This window comes from Bacillus sp. BC08, assembly GCF_054326875.1.
The window spans coordinates 37,550-56,464 of record NZ_JBTGPA010000037.1; the positions used below are offsets into that span (position 1 = coordinate 37,550).

Annotated in this window: 22 protein-coding genes; 21 read left to right on the plus strand and 1 reads right to left on the minus strand. The window is 36.5% G+C overall.

Annotation, left to right across the window (positions count from 1 at the left end):
• The first annotated feature begins 176 nt into the window (after window positions 1-176).
• From ACXVYO_RS23835 to ACXVYO_RS23850, 4 genes are all read left to right on the plus strand, one after another.
• Complete coding sequence (locus tag ACXVYO_RS23835) at window positions 177-350, plus strand: DUF5359 family protein (protein WP_458468657.1); 174 nt, start codon at window positions 177-179, stop codon at window positions 348-350.
• 128 nt (window positions 351-478) lie between these two features.
• A complete protein-coding gene (cmk, locus tag ACXVYO_RS23840; protein ID WP_458468658.1) occupies window positions 479-1,156 on the plus strand; it encodes a (d)CMP kinase in 678 nt (225 codons plus the stop codon).
• A 334-nt stretch (window positions 1,157-1,490) separates the two neighbouring features.
• Complete coding sequence (gene rpsA / locus ACXVYO_RS23845; RefSeq protein WP_458468659.1) at window positions 1,491-2,639, plus strand: 30S ribosomal protein S1; 1,149 nt, start codon at window positions 1,491-1,493, stop codon at window positions 2,637-2,639.
• Between the two features lie 12 nt (window positions 2,640-2,651).
• A complete protein-coding gene (locus ACXVYO_RS23850) occupies window positions 2,652-3,701 on the plus strand; it encodes a type 2 isopentenyl-diphosphate Delta-isomerase (RefSeq protein WP_458468660.1) in 1,050 nt (349 codons plus the stop codon).
• Between the two features lie 323 nt (window positions 3,702-4,024).
• Here the strand turns inward: ACXVYO_RS23850 and ACXVYO_RS23855 are convergent, their stop codons facing one another.
• Window positions 4,025-4,159: a YpzI family protein gene (locus ACXVYO_RS23855; RefSeq protein WP_000513900.1), complete on the minus strand. Its 135-nt coding sequence runs from the start codon at window positions 4,157-4,159 to the stop codon at window positions 4,025-4,027.
• 116 nt (window positions 4,160-4,275) lie between these two features.
• On the opposite strand from ACXVYO_RS23855, the gene ACXVYO_RS23860 reads away from it, so the two are divergent.
• The 17 genes from ACXVYO_RS23860 to aroB all read left to right on the plus strand — a co-directional run bounded on the left by ACXVYO_RS23860 (window position 4,276) and on the right by aroB (window position 18,829).
• Window positions 4,276-4,887 carry a YphA family membrane protein gene (locus ACXVYO_RS23860; protein WP_458468661.1) on the plus strand — a complete coding sequence of 204 codons (612 nt, stop codon included), beginning with the start codon at window positions 4,276-4,278 and terminating at the stop codon, window positions 4,885-4,887.
• Window positions 4,880-5,773 carry a YIEGIA family protein gene (locus ACXVYO_RS23865; protein ID WP_073517767.1) on the plus strand — a complete coding sequence of 298 codons (894 nt, stop codon included), beginning with the start codon at window positions 4,880-4,882 and terminating at the stop codon, window positions 5,771-5,773. The genes ACXVYO_RS23860 and ACXVYO_RS23865 overlap by 8 nt, the downstream gene beginning before the upstream one ends.
• Window positions 5,770-5,955 (plus strand): capping complex subunit for YIEGIA, encoded by a 186-nt coding sequence (locus tag ACXVYO_RS23870; protein ID WP_061677809.1) that lies wholly within the window; start codon window positions 5,770-5,772, stop codon window positions 5,953-5,955. Before ACXVYO_RS23865 ends, ACXVYO_RS23870 begins: the two co-directional genes overlap by 4 nt.
• A gap of 124 nt (window positions 5,956-6,079) precedes the next feature.
• Entirely contained in the window at window positions 6,080-7,390 is a 1,311-nt protein-coding gene (gene der / locus ACXVYO_RS23875) for a ribosome biogenesis GTPase Der (RefSeq protein ID WP_001125888.1), read from the plus strand.
• Window positions 7,391-7,408: 18 nt separating this feature from the next.
• Entirely contained in the window at window positions 7,409-8,431 is a 1,023-nt protein-coding gene (locus tag ACXVYO_RS23880) for an NAD(P)H-dependent glycerol-3-phosphate dehydrogenase (RefSeq protein ID WP_000161774.1), read from the plus strand.
• Window positions 8,432-8,545: 114 nt separating this feature from the next.
• Entirely contained in the window at window positions 8,546-8,797 is a 252-nt protein-coding gene (locus tag ACXVYO_RS23885; protein ID WP_000369753.1) for a stage VI sporulation protein F, read from the plus strand.
• A gap of 268 nt (window positions 8,798-9,065) precedes the next feature.
• Entirely contained in the window at window positions 9,066-9,269 is a 204-nt protein-coding gene (locus ACXVYO_RS23890) for a DUF2768 domain-containing protein (protein ID WP_001289002.1), read from the plus strand.
• A gap of 64 nt (window positions 9,270-9,333) precedes the next feature.
• A complete protein-coding gene (locus ACXVYO_RS23895) occupies window positions 9,334-10,047 on the plus strand; it encodes a hypothetical protein (protein WP_458468662.1) in 714 nt (237 codons plus the stop codon).
• Between the two features lie 242 nt (window positions 10,048-10,289).
• Window positions 10,290-11,768 (plus strand): stage IV sporulation protein A, encoded by a 1,479-nt coding sequence (gene spoIVA, locus ACXVYO_RS23900; protein WP_000416519.1) that lies wholly within the window; start codon window positions 10,290-10,292, stop codon window positions 11,766-11,768.
• A gap of 298 nt (window positions 11,769-12,066) precedes the next feature.
• The gene (locus tag ACXVYO_RS23905; RefSeq protein ID WP_001043860.1) at window positions 12,067-12,339 is read left to right on the plus strand and encodes an HU family DNA-binding protein; all 273 of its coding nucleotides are present in this window, start codon (window positions 12,067-12,069) and stop codon (window positions 12,337-12,339) included.
• A gap of 119 nt (window positions 12,340-12,458) precedes the next feature.
• Window positions 12,459-13,028, plus strand: a complete 570-nt coding sequence (gene folE / locus ACXVYO_RS23910; RefSeq protein ID WP_001151477.1) for a GTP cyclohydrolase I FolE — start codon at window positions 12,459-12,461, stop codon at window positions 13,026-13,028.
• A 212-nt stretch (window positions 13,029-13,240) separates the two neighbouring features.
• Window positions 13,241-13,990, plus strand: a complete 750-nt coding sequence (locus tag ACXVYO_RS23915) for a heptaprenyl diphosphate synthase component 1 (RefSeq protein ID WP_458468663.1) — start codon at window positions 13,241-13,243, stop codon at window positions 13,988-13,990.
• Between the two features lie 29 nt (window positions 13,991-14,019).
• Window positions 14,020-14,733 carry a 2-heptaprenyl-1,4-naphthoquinone methyltransferase gene (menG, locus tag ACXVYO_RS23920; RefSeq protein WP_327800791.1) on the plus strand — a complete coding sequence of 238 codons (714 nt, stop codon included), beginning with the start codon at window positions 14,020-14,022 and terminating at the stop codon, window positions 14,731-14,733.
• Between the two features lie 31 nt (window positions 14,734-14,764).
• On the plus strand, window positions 14,765-15,727 hold the full coding sequence (hepT, locus tag ACXVYO_RS23925; RefSeq protein ID WP_458468664.1) for a heptaprenyl diphosphate synthase component II: 963 nt from the start codon (window positions 14,765-14,767) through the stop codon (window positions 15,725-15,727).
• A gap of 124 nt (window positions 15,728-15,851) precedes the next feature.
• The gene (gene ndk / locus ACXVYO_RS23930; protein WP_000415885.1) at window positions 15,852-16,298 is read left to right on the plus strand and encodes a nucleoside-diphosphate kinase; all 447 of its coding nucleotides are present in this window, start codon (window positions 15,852-15,854) and stop codon (window positions 16,296-16,298) included.
• Between the two features lie 273 nt (window positions 16,299-16,571).
• Window positions 16,572-17,744, plus strand: a complete 1,173-nt coding sequence (gene aroC, locus ACXVYO_RS23935) for a chorismate synthase (protein ID WP_458468665.1) — start codon at window positions 16,572-16,574, stop codon at window positions 17,742-17,744.
• Window positions 17,744-18,829: a 3-dehydroquinate synthase gene (gene aroB, locus ACXVYO_RS23940; protein WP_458468666.1), complete on the plus strand. Its 1,086-nt coding sequence runs from the start codon at window positions 17,744-17,746 to the stop codon at window positions 18,827-18,829. Before aroC ends, aroB begins: the two co-directional genes overlap by 1 nt.
• Window positions 18,830-18,915: the final 86 nt, after the last annotated feature.

Consider the following 18,915-nt stretch of genomic DNA (forward strand, 5'->3'; position numbering starts at 1 on the left):
TATACCCCTTTCAAGTAAAAAAATACATTTAGAACATAACATGTTTTGAGTAAATTCGACAATGAAAATGTATAAAAGTATGCCTCGAAAATGACAATAAAATTAACTGCTATATGTACGATGTGTAAAACCACGAAACGGAAAGTGTAAATATAGAATAGGAGGGAGCAATTACGTTGAAAAAGGTCGAGAAAATTATTATTCGTATATTAGTAATACAATTCATTTGTCTTTCTGTTGTGCAATTGTTATTTATACATAAGTCATCAGTGAAATATTTATCTAAAATTGTTTATTATGAAGGTGTCATAATAAAAAACAAAGTAGAAACCTCACAGGTGAATAGGTAGTTTTCATTTTCTTCTATGAAGGATTATGCTACAATAATTGAGGATTTAATGACGTGAAGCAAATGAGAAGAAGCAGGAGAATACCTGCTTTTCGTTTTGTTTTATAAGTGAAAAAATGAGGTGTTACAATGGATAGACGAATTTCAATTGCTATAGATGGTCCAGCAGCTGCTGGAAAAAGTACAGTTGCGAAAGTAGTAGCGAAGAAACTTTCTTACGTTTATATTGATACAGGCGCAATGTATCGTGCGATTACATATGCAGCCCTTGAGCAAAAAGTGGACATTGAAAATGAAGTGCAGTTAATGGAAGTTGTAAAAAATGTGAATATTGAGTTTCAGCAAGGAGAAAATACACAACTTGTATTTTTAAATGGACAAGATGTTTCTGAAGTAATTCGTACACCTGATGTGACGAATCGAGTATCTATTGTGGCGAAACATCGTCTTGTTCGTGAAGAAATGGTACGTCGTCAACAAGAGTTAGCGGAAAAAGGCGGCGTTGTAATGGATGGCCGTGACATTGGTACACATGTGTTACCAGATGCTGAAGTGAAGATCTTTATGCTTGCTTCTGTTGAAGAAAGAGCAGAAAGAAGACATTTAGAAAATATGGATAAAGGTTTCGATTCTAATTTAGAGCAGTTAAAAGAAGAAATTGCTCAGCGTGATAAATTAGATTCAGAACGCGAAGTTTCTCCTCTAAAAAAAGCTGATGATGCATTGGAATTAGATACAACTTCTTTATCAATTGAAGAAGTTGTCCAAAAAATTATGAGTATTGTTTCAGGAGTGTTTGCGAAATAAAGAAAGGGGATAACCTCTTTCTTTTTTTATTTGTATAGAAATGTAAAGGATGCGTGAATTGTGAGTCTCTTTCCTTGACAAATGATCGGATTTGTAAGAAGTTAGTAAAAGAAGGATAAAACTTTCAGAATATATTCGCTATTATATTTTAAAACATACTTTCTTCAAGATGATTTTGCTGTATACTATTTATATAGGTTTAATATATTTTCTAGTGAAATGTATGAAAACTGAGTATGTGATGATAAATTCTTAAACATGCAAATGAAAACCTTTGTTTTCATTTCGTATATACATAAAAAATGCTTTGTCAATTCTGTAGGGAGGTATTTCCATGGTAGAGAAAATGAATGAAGAAGTTATGGATTCAAAAGAATTACAAGTTGGTGACGTTGTTACAGGTTCTGTAACGAAGGTTGAAGAGAAACAAGTGCTTGTAAATGTTGGATACAAAACAGATGGCGTAATTCCAATTAGTGAATTAGCTAACGTTCATATTGAAAAAGCAAGCGATGTAGTAGAATTAGATCAAACACTAGAATTAAAGGTTATTAAATTAGAAGAGAATGATCTTGTCTTATCTAAACGTGCTGTTGATGCAGAAAAAGCATGGGTAGAATTACAAGAGAAATTTACTTCTGGTCATGTATTTGATGTGACTGTAAAAGATATCGTGAATGGTGGATTAGTTGTGGACCTTGGTGTTCGTGGTTTTATCCCAGCTTCACTTGTAGAAGTGCATTATGTAGAAGATTTTACTGACTATAAAGGCAAAACATTAGCTGTGAAAATTGTTGAATTAGACCGCGAAAAAAATCGTGTAATCCTTTCGCATAAAGCAGTAGTAGAATTAGAACTAGATTCTAAGAAAAAAGAAGCTATCTCTTCATTAAAAGAAGGCGACGTTGTTGAAGGAACAGTACAACGATTAACTGATTTTGGTGCTTTCGTAAATGTTGGTGGTGTGGACGGTTTAGTTCATATTTCACAAATTTCACACGAACGTGTAGAGCAACCTTCTGAAGTATTAGAGCAAGGGCAAAAGGTAAAGGTAAAGGTGTTATCTGTTGATGCTGATACACAACGTATTTCTTTATCAATTAAAGCAGCTCAACCAGGACCTTGGGAAAATGTGGATGGTGAACTAAAAGCTGGAGATATTCGTGAGGGAGTAGTAAAACGTCTTGTTACATTCGGTGCATTCGTTGAAGTTTTACCTGGCGTTGAAGGTCTTGTGCACGTATCTCAAATTGCAAATCGTCACGTGAAAAATCCAAGTGAAGTATTGGAAATGGGACAAGAAGTAAAAGTGAAAGTGCTTGAAGTCCATGTGGCAGAAAAACGTATTTCTTTAAGTATAAAAGAAGCGCTTGAGGAAAATAATGTAATTGAAGATTACAGTCAGTATGAACCAAATGCTGATTCTGCTACTTTCCAATTAAGTGATATTATTGGTGAACAACTGAAAAAATTAAAGAAATAAAGAGGGGTACAAGTGGTAAGGGCAAAACGTAAATTAGATCATATTGAATACGCTCTTTCTACTGGTCAGTCTCGTACGCATGGCTTTCATGATATTGATTTTGTGCATCAAGGTTTGCCAAATTCAAGTTATGACACAATAACATGTGAAACAAAAATCGGCGAACTTTCACTAAGTTCGCCGATTTTTATCAATGCGATGACTGGTGGTGGAGGAGAGAAAACGTTACATATTAATGAGCAATTAGCATATGTAGCGAAACATCATAATCTTGCTATGGCTGTAGGTTCGCAAATGGCGGCGTTAAAAGATGAAAGTGAGGCTGCTTCTTATAGGATTATCAGAAAAGTAAACCCAAATGGTATTTTCTTTGCTAATTTAGGTAGTGAGGCAACTATCGAACAGGCAGAGCGTGCCGTTGATATGATTGAAGCGAATGCACTGCAAATTCATTTAAATGTCATACAAGAGTTAACGATGCCAGAAGGGGACCGTGACTTTACTGGTGTACTTCAGCGCATTGAGAAAATTGTTTTAAATAGTAAAGTTCCTGTCATTGTAAAAGAAGTTGGATTTGGGATGAGTAAGGAAACAATGCAACAGTTAGCGAGCGTAGGTGTAACGGCAATTGATATTGGCGGACAAGGTGGTACGAATTTTGCTGCTGTTGAAAATGAAAGAAGACAGCGAATGCTTTCTTATTTTAATAACTGGGGCATACAAACAGCTACCTCGATTATTGAAGCAACCTCTACAAATAATAACCTCTCTTTTATTGCATCTGGGGGTATACAAACAGCACTTGACGTAGCGAAAGCAATCGCATTAGGGGCGAATACAACTGCGTTTGCTGGTTACTTTTTACGTATTTTAATGCAAGATGGTATTGAGAAGTTAGTGGATGAAATTGATCTTTTACATACAGATTTAAAATTTATTATGACGGCTCTTGGTGCGAAGACGATAGAAGAGTTACAGGCTGTACCTCTCGTTGTAAAGGGCGAAACATATCATTGGTTAACGCAGCGTGGTATTGATACGACGCATTATAGTAGAAGATAAAAATCAACCGTTTGGTTGATTTTTTTGTTTTTTTCTCTTTTTTAGTAATATAAAGTAAGGAATGAATTAATATTCTATCAAAATAAAAAATAAAATTATTATTATGTATATAAACATTAGTTTGTGAAAATTGTGACTGGAATAGAGGTTGGAAAATGTAGATATTATACGGATGAATGATTGGAAAGGGTTTAATTTTGCCAAAGAAAATAGGTGGAGGTAAAAATGAATTCTAGAAAGATTTATATATGGAATATTATTTCGATATAAGTGAAATGTAAAAGACGGTTTCGTACAATATCGAAACCGTCTTTTTGTATTTATTAGTGCTGATTCTGCTTGCGAGCTTGCTCTGGTGTATCTAGTCCAGTTGCACCTGGATATTGTAGTGATTGATCACGGTCAGATTCAACGCGGCGTGATTCTCTTAGTTTTCGTTCTTGACGATCTTTACCCATAATGAATAGCACCTCCTTATTAAAAGTGTTGCTGTTATATGAAAAAACTATGCGCGAAGAAAGTGGATTAACTTTCATAAAAAGTTCCCATAATGGAAAACATAGGAGGTGAAATGATGGAAGGGAGTACTTTTTATTTTATAGCTTGGATAGGGTGGATTGCCGTAACTTTTTTTATGAAAAAGGATTCTATTCGGTGGAAGCTAAGCGCCTGTATATTGATTTTTATTATTTGCTCTCCGTTACATGTAACGATTGCTTCATTCACTGTATCAGTAAATGCACTTTTGCTTTGTATTGTAGCTTTTATAGGAATCACGCTCTATTCTATTTGGAAAAAATTATATACCTTACTTTCGGCACTTATTATTGCAATGTTATATACAAGTTTTCATTTGTTAGAAGTATACGATCCAATTTGGATTGTGGTGGACAGAGTGTTTTTGTTAAGTAGTGCTCTTGTGTATGCATCGGTTTTATTACACGAAGACCGCATATTACGATTATGTTCTCTTTATGTAGGAATGTTACAGGGAGAATTGTTTGTGACACTTATTTTTCGAAAACTACACTTCCCTTACGAATACGGTAGTTTAGCGTTTTTTGATATCGTCGCCGTTTCTACATTGTTCATGGCAATTTTGTTTTGGATTGCAAAAGCATCAGTATATATGGAACAGTTCAAAGGGAAAACACGTAAAAGAAAGGCGAGGGTAATACATGACTGAATATACACCGGCCATTTTATGCGGCGTAATAGCGGGAACAGTAACGAGAGTGCTAATGCTCCGGACAGATACGCGGCAATATCCGACGAGGCTCCACGGGAAAATTATTCACATTGCGATGGGGTTAATTGCAGCGGCTTTAGGTGCGATTGCGATTCCATCAATTTTGAAAAAAGATTTTTCTGCTATTACGTTTCTTACATTAGCAGCAACACAGTTTCGTGATGTGCGTAATATGGAAAGAAATACACTTCAACAATTAGATGGATATGAGCTTGTACCGCGTGGAAATACATACATTGAAGGAATTGCATTAGTTTTTGAAAGTCGCAACTATTTGGCGATGTTAACGTCGTTTGCAACGACATTTGCATATATAGGGTTCCGTTCATGGATTGCTGGAGTAATTATGGCTATCATCGCATTTTTTATCGCGAAAAAATTAATGTCGGGCAGAAGGTTACATGATCTTGTTGATATCGAGCATGTTCCACTTCGTTTTGAAGGAGCGGGGCTGTATATTGATAATATTTACATTATGAATATTGGATTGCCAGCAAGGCAAGAGGAAATTATGAAATATGGAATGGGCTTTATTTTAAGGCCGAAATCAATTGATGCGATGGTGACAATCTCAAACTTAGGACAACGACAGGCTATTTTACATGATGTTTCTGTCGCTTTAGGGATTTATAGAGATTCTGGTACGCCGGCGCTTGTGCCGTTAGCAAAGCGTGATTTAGAAGATGGTAGGGTTGGAATCTTCGTCTTGCCACAAGATCAAGATGCAGAGAAAGCGATAAGTGTCATAGGGAATGTGCCGACGTTAGAAAGTGCTGTTCATATGTCATCGGAAGCCCCGAAAGGAAGGGGAGATAAGGGATGATGTTAGAAAGTGTAATTTTAGCGGTTATTACAACAGCGCCGGAGAAATTTGCTGGTGGTGCCCCTTTGTTTACTTGTGAATCGACAGAGGAATTAGAATTTGTTGCAAATAATTTAGAGGCGATTTTAGATGGTATTGCGCATCGCTTACAAGAGAATGTATATATTATTGTGAAACATTAGCAACGTGTGTTATAATGTGAGGTGTTTTGATACGTTGAGAAATATTCTGGAATGCAAATCCCTTCTTGCACAAAGAAGGGTTTTTTACATAATAAACAGAAGCAAGTTGAAAGGATGAAAGTATATGCCGAAACCAGTAATAGCAATAGTAGGCCGCCCGAACGTAGGAAAATCTACTATTTTCAATAGAATTGTTGGAGAAAGAGTTTCAATCGTAGAAGATATACCAGGTATAACGCGAGACCGTATTTATAGTGCGGGAGAATGGTTAAATCATGAGTTTAACATTATTGATACAGGTGGAATTGATATTGGAGACGAGCCGTTCTTGACACAAATTCGTCAACAAGCGGAAGTAGCGATTGATGAAGCAGATGTTATCATTTTTATGACGAATGGTCGCGATGGTGTAACGGCAGCAGATGAAGAAGTTGCTAAAATTTTATATCGTTCTAAAAAACCAATTGTACTTGCGGTAAATAAGGTTGATAATCCAGAAATGCGTAGTGATATTTATGATTTCTATGCATTAGGATTTGGCGAGCCATTCCCGATTTCAGGTACACACGGTTTAGGACTTGGTGATTTGTTAGATGAAGCTGCAAATCATTTTCCAAAGATTGAAGAAGAAGCGTACGACGATGAAACAATCCGTTTCTCTTTAATTGGACGTCCAAATGTAGGGAAATCATCACTTGTAAATGCACTTCTTGGTCAAGAACGTGTAATTGTAAGTAATATAGCGGGAACGACACGTGATGCTGTTGATACGCCGTATAGTAAAGATGGTCAAGATTATGTAATCATCGATACAGCTGGTATGCGTAAAAAAGGGAAAGTATACGAAAGCACAGAAAAGTATAGTGTACTTCGTGCACTTAGAGCGATTGAACGTTCTGACGTTGTTTTAGTCGTTTTAGACGGAGAAGAAGGAATTATTGAACAGGATAAAAAAATTGCTGGATATGCTCATGATTCAGGACGTGCTGTTATTATCGTCGTAAACAAATGGGATGCAGTGAAAAAAGATGAAAAAACAATGAAAGCATTTGAAGAAAACATCCGTGCTCATTTCCAATTTTTAGAGTACGCACCGATTGTATTCTTATCTGCGAAAACGAAAAAACGTACACAAACATTATTACCAGTTATTAATGAAGTAAATGAAAGCCATAGTATTCGTATTCAAACGAACGTATTAAATGATGTAATTATGGATGCGGTAGCCATGAATCCAACGCCAACTCATAATGGTAGCCGTCTGAAAATCTTCTATGCGACACAGGTTGCGGTAAAACCACCAACATTTGTTATATTTGTAAACGATACAGAATTAATGCACTTCTCATATGAGCGCTTCTTAAAGAATCGTTTACGTGAAGCATTCGGTTTTGTAGGAACGCCGATTCACATTATCGCTAGAGCAAGAGACTAATGGAGAGGATGTGATTTTATGACAAAAATCACAGTAGTAGGAGCAGGTAGCTGGGGAACAGCGTTAGCGATGGTATTGGCTGACAATGGACATGATGTACGAATTTGGGGAAATCGCTCTGAACTTATGGATGAGATTAATACGAAACATGAGAATAGTCGATACCTTCCAGGAATTACATTGCCAAGCACAATCGTAGCCTACTCTTCTTTAGAAGAAGCATTAGTAGATGTAAATGTAGTACTTCTTGTAGTACCAACGAAAGCGTATAGAGAAGTATTGCAAGATATGAAGAAATATGTAGCGGGTCCGATTACTTGGGTTCATGCAAGTAAAGGAATTGAACCGGGTACGTCAAAACGTATTTCGGAAGTGATTGAGGAAGAAATTCCAGAGAACTTGATTAAAGACGTTGTTGTACTGTCTGGACCGAGTCATGCTGAAGAAGTCGGTTTACGTCAAGAGACGACGGTTACGTCTGCAGCAAAGCGTATGGAAGCGGCTGAGGAAGTACAAGACCTGTTTATGAATAGTTACTTCCGTGTATACACAAATCCAGATATCGTTGGAGTTGAACTTGGTGGTGCGTTAAAAAATATTATCGCATTAGCTGCTGGGATAACTGATGGACTTGGATTAGGTGATAATGCGAAAGCGGCATTAATGACACGTGGTTTAACGGAGATTGCTCGTTTAGGAAGAAAAATGGGTGGAAATCCATTAACGTTTGCTGGTCTAACTGGTATGGGAGACTTAATTGTAACTTGTACAAGTGTTCATAGCCGAAATTGGCGTGCTGGAAATATGCTTGGAAAAGGACACTCTTTAGAAGAAGTGTTAGAAAGTATGGGTATGGTTGTGGAAGGTGTAAGAACAACGAAAGCTGCTCACGAATTAGCGGAGAAAATGGAAGTTGAAATGCCGATTACAGCTGCTTTATATGACGTGCTATTCAATGGGAATAATGTGAAAGATGCAGTAGGCTCATTGATGGGACGTGTTCGAAAACATGAAGTGGAAGCTATACCGGACTTACTTTAAAGAAAAGCGACAGAAGTACATTTGTACTTCTGTCGCTTTTTATTTTTTGGGTATTTTCACCATTTTTTTATTTTTGCATAGGATGAAGAGTAACTTGAGGAGAGGGTGAAAAGAATGGATAATAACATTTTTAATAACATTGAAAAAGAAGCGAAAGTGAATAAAGAAGATATTTTTAAATTAGCATCATCTGTACAAAATGCGAATTTACGTGATGAGACTGTGCTTCGTCAATTGATTCATCAAGTGGCTCTTATGGCAGGACGTGAAGTGCCGAAAGAACAAGAGGATCAAATTGTAAAAGCGATCATTAACAATAATATGCCCGCTGATTTTGGTTCGTTAAGTAAAATGTTTAAAAAATAAAATATATGAGAAACAAAGAGTTTGTAGATTGCATATGATAGCCATGAAAGTATTGGAATAGAGCTGTTTTGGGCATATTTGGTCAACCGAAGCGAGAGATACACTCGCTTCGGTTTTATTTTTATCTAGATTAGTGGAAGATGCGAAAAAACCTGTTGATTAAAGTTATATATTCGTAATTTGTAGTAAAATATTCTTTTTGTATTTGTTTAAAGATTTTAATTTGTTAAAATAGTATAAAAATAGATTAATAAAAAGGGGTGTGTATATGTCAGAAGGGCTTTTAAAAATGTGGTTTGCTTTAGGGGCAATTGGATTTATGTTTTTTGCAGTAAGTTTTATTTTACTAAGTAGATACAAAATAAAGAATAAATTTTTGAAAGGGATTACAGCATTAGTAGCGTACACCCTTATGATTGTGTCAGGAATTGTTATTTTTCTTGTTGTTTTTAGTGGACCTGTACAGCAGTAAAGGGGATGGTCTCGAAAATGTTACATACGGAGCAAGTTATATTAGTATGAAAAGGTGATCGCTAGTGAAAAAAGTCCATATTATTTTAATATTTTGTTGTATGAGCCTTTTAACGGGGTGTCTGTATTCGAAAGAAAATATGAGACAAAATGCTGTTCCTTATGAAGATCAGCTACAGGTTGTTCAAAAGGCTGTAGCGACATTTAAGGAGCAAAATGATGGGATATTGCCAATTAAGACGCGGGATATGAATACGCCTATTTATCAAAAGTATCCAATCGATTTTCAAAAGATTGCTCCGCGTTACATACAAGAAGCGCCAGGAAATGCGTATGAAAGCGGAGGGGTGTACCAATACGTATTAATAGACGTTGAAACAAACCCGACAGTAAAGTTAATTGATGTTAGGATGGCTGAACAAATTCAGGAATTATCATTAAAGCTTAGGATGTATCGGGATGAACATCAATATCCACCTTTTAAAAAGGTAATTTCAGATGGTGTGTATGAATTAGATTTCAAAAAACTCGGATATAAAGATGTACCACAAGTGACAAGTCCGTATTCTGGTAAAGGGCTTCCTTTTGTAATCAATGAAAAGGGAGAAATCTATGTTGATTATCGAATCGACTTATATGAAGCGTTGAAAAAAAATGAAGGTCAATTTAAGGAGGGGGAAGATATTCGGAATATACTTTCGAACGATTCTCCATTTGTACCTGCGTATTCTTTACCGTATACGGTAAAAAATGGAGAACCAATTTTTTTAAAATCATAAGTCATGAACCTTTCTTTTAGTGAATAAGTTCTAGAAGAAAGGTTTTTTATGTTACACAACTTGCGATGCAAACAAAAGGTATTTTTTAATAGTCATATGAAATTGGACAAAATTATATGATATATTGTCCGAACTTCTAGAATACCATTATATTATATCAGATATTATAGGCAACGTTAGAGAAGGTATTAGTTGACTATAAACGTGGAATTATTCCCAAAAATATTGAGGGAGGGAATCACTTGGAAAAGGTAGATATTTTTAAAGATATTGCGGAACGCACAGGCGGTGATATTTATTTTGGAGTTGTAGGAGCTGTTCGAACAGGGAAATCAACATTCATTAAAAAATTTATGGAACTTGTAGTTATTCCTAATATTGAGAATGAGTCTGACCGTCAAAGGGCGCAAGATGAACTGCCTCAAAGTGCTGCTGGTCGTACAATCATGACGACGGAACCGAAGTTTGTTCCAAACCAAGCGGTTTCTATCGAAGTAGATGAAGGTCTTGAAGTGAATATTCGATTGGTAGATTGCGTTGGATATACGGTTCCAGGAGCAAAAGGCTATGAAGATGAGAATGGCCCACGCATGATTAATACTCCTTGGTATGAAGAACCTATTCCATTCCATGAAGCTGCAGAAATCGGAACACGTAAAGTAATTCAAGAACATTCCACAATTGGTGTTGTAATTACAACAGATGGAACGATTGGTGAAATTCCAAGAAGAGATTATATAGAGGCAGAAGAACGCGTAGTAAATGAGTTAAAAGAAGTCGGAAAACCTTTCATTATGATCATCAATACTGTACAGCCGTATCATCCAGATACAGAGCAATTGCGCCAAAGTTTATCTGAAGAATATGATATCCCAGTTATTGCGATGAGTGTAGAGAGTTTAAGGGAAACAGATGTGTACAATGTGCTTCGAGAAGCGTTATTTGAGTTCCCGGTTTTAGAAGTGAATGTTAACCTTCCGAGCTGGGTGATGGTGTTAAATGAAGGGCATTGGTTACGCCAAAGCTATCAAGAAGCTGTTCAAGAGACTGTAAAGGATATAAAACGTCTTCGTGATGTGGACCGTGTCGTCTGGCAGTTTAGTCAGTATGAATTCATTGATCGAGCGAGCCTAGCTGGCATTGATATGGGGCAAGGCGTAGCAGAGATTGATTTATATGCGCCAGATGAATTATATGATCAAATTTTAAAAGAAGTAGTAGGAGTGGAAATTAGAGGGAAAGACCATTTATTGAAGCTTATGCTCGATTTATCTCATGCAAAAATAGAATACGATCAAGTGGCGGATGCCCTGCGTATGGTAAAGCAAACAGGATATGGTGTAGCGGCGCCTGCGTTAGCTGATATGAGCTTAGATGAGCCAGAAATTATTCGTCACGGTTCAAGGTTTGGTGTGAAATTAAAAGCGGTAGCTCCATCTATTCATATGATTAAAGTAGATGTGGAGTCAACGTTTGAGCCGATCATTGGTACTGAAAAGCAAAGTGAAGAATTAGTTCGTTACTTAATGCAGGATTTTGAAGATGACCCATTATCAATTTGGAATTCTGATATATTCGGACGTTCGCTTAGCTCTATTGTTCGAGAAGGCATACAAGCGAAACTATCTTTAATGCCAGAAAATGCGAGATATAAATTAAAAGAAACGCTAGAAAGAATTATTAATGAAGGATCTGGCGGATTAATTGCGATTATATTATAAGAAAAAATCCCTCTCATTGCAGAGGGATTTTTTTGATTTTTGTGTATAGAATAGAAAAATAAACAGTCATTATCTAATATATTGTTGTAAATTGTCAAGTTTCATCAGATTTTCACATTTTAAGAGTAACAATTTCCTTAAAAATATTGAATTATAAAGGAGAATCGTATAATATAGGCGTTGATAATGATTTATCTACATCTTTGTAGTATAGAATTTGCAAAAATTGCCTACAAATGAAAGTAAGACTCATTTTATGATCATTATACAGTCTTATCTTTGGGAGGAGGTGAATGGCATGAACAAGACAGATTTAATCAATGCTGTTGCAGAAGCAAGTTCCCTTTCTAAAAAGGACGCAACAAAAGCAGTAGACGCTGTTTTTGATTCTATCTTAGAAGCTTTAAAACAAGGTGATAAAGTACAACTGATCGGATTCGGTAACTTCGAAGTTCGTGAGCGTGCGGCTCGTAAAGGTCGTAACCCACAAACAGGTGAGGAGATTGAAATCGCTGCAAGTAAAGTACCTGCATTCAAACCTGGTAAAGCGTTAAAAGATGCGGTTAAATAATCCTTACATATTAACAGGGAAGAAGAGTTTCCTTTTGGGAACTCTTCTTTTTGCTTTTAAAAACATAAATATGCTAGAATGTGTTCGTATCACTTTTAGGTTTTCGGGAGGGCTAGCGGATGGCAAAAGTTAATTTAGAACAAATTGAACATGCAGTACGCCTTATTTTAGAGGCAATCGGAGATGACCCAAATCGTGAGGGAGTGCTTGATACACCAAAGCGTGTTGCAAAAATGTACGCAGAAGTGTTCGCAGGAATGCATGAAGATCCGAAAGAACATTTGCATAAAGTGTTCGGAGAAGATCACGAGGAGCTTGTACTAGTAAAAGATATACCGTTTTATTCGATGTGTGAGCATCATTTAGTTCCATTCTATGGAGTTGCTCACGTTGCATATATTCCGCAAGGCGGAAAAGTGACAGGGTTAAGTAAATTAGCCCGTACTGTAGATACAATTGCACGTCGTCCACAACTGCAAGAACGTATTACATCAACAGTAGCGAACTCTATTATGGAAGTACTAGAGCCGCATGGTGTAATGGTAGTAGTAGAAGCGGAACATATGTGCATGACGATGCGCGGTGTGAAAAAGCCAGGCGCGAAAACAGTAACAACAGCAGTACGTGGTGTGCTAGAAAATGATGCTGCAGCGCGTAGTGAAATTTTATCTTTTATTAAATCGAAGTAAAGAAAAGTAGGAAACTGCTTTTCTTTTTTTTTTATGTAAATAAATGATATAGTTTTAGCAAGGCAGAGTGAGAATAGAAAGACTACTAAAAAGAATGGAATATGTTATTTCGTTCGGTGGAAGTTTGGAAAGAGTAGCCAAGTTTTGGTTATAGAAAATAGTATGTATGTGTTATAATAAGTTTTATGAATTAGAAAACAAGGGTGATTTTTGTGTGTGACATCTACGGAGGGTATGCGGGTATAAGAGAGAAATTGATGGAGAAATTACGCCATCCTTATTTTATAAACTATATTGAAGAACCATTTATTGATGAAGAGAAAATAGCATTGTTATATGGTGCTTTAAAAAGTGCAAATTTACATATAGAACAAGTTGAGCATTATGTAGTAACGATTATGCTTGTGCAAATTGCGCTTGATACACATGAAAGAGTATCAAATAAAGCAGGGGAAGAAGCAAATGAATCGCATAAACGTCGTCAGCTAACAGTACTTGCTGGTGATTACTATAGCGGGTTATATTATTACTTATTGTCTATGAATCGTGATATTGTTTTAATTCGTGCGCTTGCTGAAGGAATTAAAGAAATTAATGAACACAAAATAATGTTATATCAAAAAGCGCATGAAACGATGGATGACATAATGGAAAGTGTAGTTGCGATTGAGTCTGCACTTTTGCAAAAAACATGTGATCATTTTCATTTATCGCATTGGAAGCCATTTATAACGTATGTACTCGGAAAAAACCGTCTTCAAAAAGAATGTGAACTGCATGCTGAAAAACAACATTCACCTGTTTTTCAAGCTGTTCAAGGGATTATGAAGGATCAAGCGGAGGTAGAAACAGTTATTAATGGATGGATGATGGAACTCAGAAAGAAAGAAAATCAATTTTTGGACAACCACACAGATATAAGCGAAATAAACTCTGTGTTAAGAGATAAATCGAAGACATAAGCAATTTTACATTGGAAGAAGGTACGAGCATGCAACAATCAAAAGAAGAAAGAGTACATGATGTATTTGAGAAAATCTCTGATAAATACGATGTAATGAATTCTGTAATTAGTTTTCAAAGACATAAAGCGTGGCGTAAAGAGACGATGCGCATTATGGATGTAAAACCAGGTAGTAAAGCACTTGATGTTTGCTGCGGGACAGCGGACTGGACAATTGCGCTAGCTGGAGCAGTAGGTGAACAGGGCAAGGTTGTTGGTTTAGACTTCAGTGAAAATATGTTATCTGTCGGTAAACAAAAGGTAGAGGCGTTACAATTAAAACAAGTAGAACTTCTACACGGGAATGCAATGGAACTTCCATTTGAAGATAACACATTTGATTATGTAACGATTGGATTTGGTTTGCGTAACGTACCGGATTATTTGCACGTATTAAAAGAAATGACGCGTGTAGTAAAACCAGGTGGAAAAGTAATTTGTTTAGAAACATCTCAACCAACAATGATTGGTTTTCGACAAGGATATATTTTATACTTTAAATATATCATGCCGTTATTTGGAAAGTTATTTGCGAAAAGTTATAAAGAATATTCATGGCTGCAAGAATCTGCTAGTACATTCCCAGGTATGAAAGAATTGGCTAAAATGTTTGAAAAAGCTGGACTTGAGCGTGTACAAGTGAAGCCGTTTACTTTTGGGGTAGCAGCGATGCATTTAGGTATGAAACCAGAATCAAAATAGAAAAAAGAAGTTTTAGGTTAAGGTGAACAATATGAAGTTACAACTTATGTACTCTTTTTTACGATCGGATATTAATGTAATAGAAAAAGAATTAAAAAAGACAGTTGCTTCTGAACAGCCATTAGTAGAAGAAGCGGCATTACAACTTATTGAAGCTGGTGGGAAGCGAATTCGTCCTGTATTTGTGTTGCTTGCGGGAAAGTTTGGAGATTATAAGTTAGATGCAATTAAGCATGTAGCTGTTGCGTTAGAACTTATTCATATGGCTTCTCTTGTTCACGATGATGTTATTGATGCTGCTTTTTTACGACGTGGTAGTGCAACTGTGAATGCGAAATGGGGAGATCGTATTGCAATGTATACAGGGGACTATCTATTTGCTAAGTCTCTTGAATGTATAACAAATATCGAAATTCCAGAGGCGCATCAGGCGCTATCGCATACCATTTTAGAAGTTTGTAAAGGTGAAATTGAACAAATTAAAGATAAATACAATTATGACCAAAATTTACGAACGTATTTAAGAAGAATAAAGCGAAAAACAGCATTATTAATTGCGGCGAGTTGTCAACTAGGAGCAATTGCTGCTGGCGCTAATCGTGATACGGTAAATCGACTATTTTGGTATGGATATTTTGTAGGGATGTCGTATCAAATTATTGATGACATTTTAGATTTCGTTTCCACAGAAGAGAAACTGGGCAAACCTGCTGGTGGTGATTTGTTACAAGGAAATATTACGCTTCCTGCTCTATACGCAATGGAAGATCCGATACTTCGCAAAAAAATCACATCTGTACATGAAAATACAACTGCGGAGGAAATGAAAGAAATTATTGAGGCTGTAAAGAATAGTACCGCTATTGATAAAGCATTTGCATTTAGTGAACGTTATTTACATAAAGCATTAGAAATTATAAAACCACTCCCGCGTGGGCAAGCGAAGTATGCATTACAAAATGTAGCAAAGTATATTGGAAAACGAAAATTTTAGTGTTTTTTCTAAAAAATAAAATAATCTCTCTATTTCAAAACTATTGCACAATTGTGATAAGGGTGTTAATATGTGTGTGGGGATATACAATTACATACATAATTCAGAAGTGGAGAGATTTTTTATGGAAAAAACATTTCTAATGGTAAAACCAGACGGTGTACAACGTGCCTTCATTGGGGAAATCGTAGCTCGTTTTGAGAAGAAGGGCTTTCAATTAGTTGGTGCAAAATTAATGCAAGTAACTCCGGAAATTGCTGGACAACACTATGCTGAGCACACAGAAAAACCTTTCTTTGGTGAATTAGTAGACTTTATTACATCTGGCCCTGTATTCGCAATGGTATGGCAAGGTGAAGGTGTAGTAGATACAGCTCGTAACATGATGGGTAAAACAAGACCACATGAAGCAGCTCCTGGAACAATTCGTGGAGATTTCGGTGTAACTGTTGCGAAAAACATTATCCATGGTTCTGATTCGTTAGAAAGTGCAGAGCGCGAGATTGCTATTTTCTTTAAAGAAGAAGAATTAGTTGACTACTCAAAATTAATGAATGAATGGATTTACTAATTATTTTGAAATAATTTGTAAACGCTTTAATAACTGTGATAATAGTAGAAAGTGCAAGGAGAATAGGGGTATTCTTCTTGCACTTTTTTTATTTCATTTAGTTACGAAGTTAGAGCGGTTATGATATATTGATATGTAAAGTAAAAGGCCTATCGGAGAATAAACGAATGGCTGATGTATTATATAATTTCTTTCATATTTTTAGAGTAATGAAGGATAATATCATTGCTTAATATAGCGGGATAAATACATATACGAAAAGAGGAATAACGTATGCGATATATTACAGCTGGTGAATCTCATGGTCCACAACTTACAACGATTATAGAAGGTATTCCGGCAGGTCTACCTTTAGTAGCAGATGATATAAATGAAGAGTTAGCTAGAAGGCAAAAGGGTTATGGGCGTGGTAGACGCATGCAAATTGAAACAGATCAAGTGCAAATTTTAAGTGGTGTTAGACATGGAGAGACATTAGGTTCTCCAATTGCACTTGTTGTTGAAAATCGTGATTTTGCACATTGGACAAAAATTATGGGCGCAGAGCCTTTAACGGAACAAGAAGAAAAAGAAATGAAAAGGAAAGTAACAAAGCCAAGACCTGGACATGCTGATTTAAATGGTGCGATTAAATATGGACATAGAGATATGAGAAATGTATTAGAACGTTCTTCAGCACGCGAAACGACAGTGCGTGTTGCTGCTGGTGCGGTTGCTAAAAAGGTGTTAGCAGAACTTGGTATTACAGTGGCGGGCCATGTAATTGAAATTGGTGGTGTACAGGCTAAGGAAATTACGTATCGTTCAATTGAAGAATTAAAAAATATTACAGAATCATCATCTGTACGTTGCTTAGATGAAGAAGCTGGTAACCAAATGATGAAAGCGATTGATGATGCGAAAGCAAATGGTGATTCAATCGGTGGGATTGTTGAAGTGATTGTGGAAGGAATGCCGATAGGGGTCGGTAGCTATGTACATTATGACCGAAAACTGGATGCAAAATTAGCAGCTGCAATTATGAGCATTAATGCCTTCAAAGGTGTCGAGATTGGAATTGGTTTTGAAGCAGCACATAGACCGGGAAGTGAAGTTCATGATGAAATTCTGTGGAATGAGGAGCATGGATATACACGAAGAACAAATAATGCCGGTGGGTTAGAAGGTGGTATGACGACTGGAATGCCAATTGTTGTGCGTGGTGTGATGAAACCGATACCTACACTATATAAACCTCTTCAAAGTGTAGATATTGATACGAAAGAGCCTTTTACAGCGAGTATTGAACGTTCTGACAGTTGCGCTGTTCCAGCAGCTAGTGTTGTTGCAGAAGCGGTTGTAGCTTGGGAATTAGCGACAGCTTTAATAGAACAATTCGGATTAGATCGTATGGACCTTATTCGTGAAAATATTGAGAGACATAATGAATATGCGAGGGGATTTTAATGAGAAACATACATATTCAAACGAAATCAAAAGAATATGATGTACACGTAGGAAAAGAATCGTTGTCACATTTGAAAATAATCGTTCAAAATATGCAGCCATCTGTATCAAACGTTATGATCATTTCAGATGAAGTTGTTGCATCTTTCCATTTACAGAAAATTATAGATGCATTGCAAATAGAGCAAAACGTATTTTCATTCGTTGTACCGAGTGGCGAGAAAGAGAAGTCTTTTGAAAACTTCTATGCGGCTCATACGTCAGCTCTTGAAAATAAATTAGATAGAAATTCTTTAATTATTGCACTTGGAGGCGGGATGATTGGAGATTTAGCTGGTTTTGTTGCTGCGTCATTTATGCGTGGAATTCGCTTTATTCAAGTTCCAACAACTTTATTAGCTCACGATAGTGCAGTAGGTGGGAAAGTAGCGATCAATCATCCGTTAGGTAAAAATATGATCGGTGCATTCCATCAACCAGAAGCAGTTGTATATCATACGCCGTTTTTACAGTCTCTTCCTGAAAAAGAGTGGCGTTCAGGTTATGCAGAAGTGATAAAACATGCTCTTATTGGTGATGTAAAGCTGTATCATTGGTTAAAAGAAGAAGTGCAAACATTAGCGGATCTTCGTGATGAGAAGTTAATCCATATATTAACGAAGGCAATTCCTGTAAAGGCAAATATTGTATCACAAGATGAAACAGAAAAAGGTGTACGCGCTCATTTGAACTTTGGACATACGTTAGGACATGCCCTTGAAAAAGAACTAGGATATGGAAATATTACTCACGGTGACGGAGTAGCGGTTGGTATGTTATTTGCCTTGTTTTTAAGTGAACAAGTGTACAAGGTTGATCTTTCTTATGAAGAGATGAAGCGGTGGTTCTTGAAGTACGGCTATCCAAAAATGCCAAGTGATTTGAATGTAGAGCGCCTTGTTCAATTGATGAAGCAGGATAAGAAAGCGAATGCTGGAGCAATTCATATGGTGCTAATGCAGGAATATGGGGTAGTGAATGTCGTATCTATTCCAGATGAGACTGTTCATATTGCGTTAGAGGCATTTCAAAAGGATATGGCTTAAGAAGTGTGAAGTGCTTGTTTTGAGGTATTCTCGTAATAGTGGCGGTTAAGATAAACGATTACAGTGCGGGATTACAACCGTATTGT

What these genes read in the sequence shown, in the direction of transcription:
- ndk (WP_000415885.1), top strand. Translation starts at nt 15,852, where the DNA reads ATGGAAAAAACATTTCTAATGGTAAAACCAGACGGTGTACAACGTGCC.
- ACXVYO_RS23870 (WP_061677809.1), top strand. Translation starts at nt 5,770, where the DNA reads ATGATGTTAGAAAGTGTAATTTTAGCGGTTATTACAACAGCGCCGGAG.
- aroC (WP_458468665.1), top strand. Translation starts at nt 16,572, where the DNA reads ATGCGATATATTACAGCTGGTGAATCTCATGGTCCACAACTTACAACG.
- folE (WP_001151477.1), top strand. Translation starts at nt 12,459, where the DNA reads ATGGCAAAAGTTAATTTAGAACAAATTGAACATGCAGTACGCCTTATT.
- ACXVYO_RS23865 (WP_073517767.1), top strand. Translation starts at nt 4,880, where the DNA reads ATGACTGAATATACACCGGCCATTTTATGCGGCGTAATAGCGGGAACA.
- aroB (WP_458468666.1), top strand. Translation starts at nt 17,744, where the DNA reads ATGAGAAACATACATATTCAAACGAAATCAAAAGAATATGATGTACAC.
- rpsA (WP_458468659.1), top strand. Translation starts at nt 1,491, where the DNA reads ATGGTAGAGAAAATGAATGAAGAAGTTATGGATTCAAAAGAATTACAA.
- ACXVYO_RS23860 (WP_458468661.1), top strand. Translation starts at nt 4,276, where the DNA reads ATGGAAGGGAGTACTTTTTATTTTATAGCTTGGATAGGGTGGATTGCC.
- ACXVYO_RS23855 (WP_000513900.1), bottom strand. Translation starts at nt 4,159, where the DNA reads ATGGGTAAAGATCGTCAAGAACGAAAACTAAGAGAATCACGCCGCGTT.
- menG (WP_327800791.1), top strand. Translation starts at nt 14,020, where the DNA reads ATGCAACAATCAAAAGAAGAAAGAGTACATGATGTATTTGAGAAAATC.
- hepT (WP_458468664.1), top strand. Translation starts at nt 14,765, where the DNA reads ATGAAGTTACAACTTATGTACTCTTTTTTACGATCGGATATTAATGTA.
- ACXVYO_RS23885 (WP_000369753.1), top strand. Translation starts at nt 8,546, where the DNA reads ATGGATAATAACATTTTTAATAACATTGAAAAAGAAGCGAAAGTGAAT.
- cmk (WP_458468658.1), top strand. Translation starts at nt 479, where the DNA reads ATGGATAGACGAATTTCAATTGCTATAGATGGTCCAGCAGCTGCTGGA.
- ACXVYO_RS23880 (WP_000161774.1), top strand. Translation starts at nt 7,409, where the DNA reads ATGACAAAAATCACAGTAGTAGGAGCAGGTAGCTGGGGAACAGCGTTA.
- ACXVYO_RS23890 (WP_001289002.1), top strand. Translation starts at nt 9,066, where the DNA reads ATGTCAGAAGGGCTTTTAAAAATGTGGTTTGCTTTAGGGGCAATTGGA.
- der (WP_001125888.1), top strand. Translation starts at nt 6,080, where the DNA reads ATGCCGAAACCAGTAATAGCAATAGTAGGCCGCCCGAACGTAGGAAAA.
- ACXVYO_RS23905 (WP_001043860.1), top strand. Translation starts at nt 12,067, where the DNA reads ATGAACAAGACAGATTTAATCAATGCTGTTGCAGAAGCAAGTTCCCTT.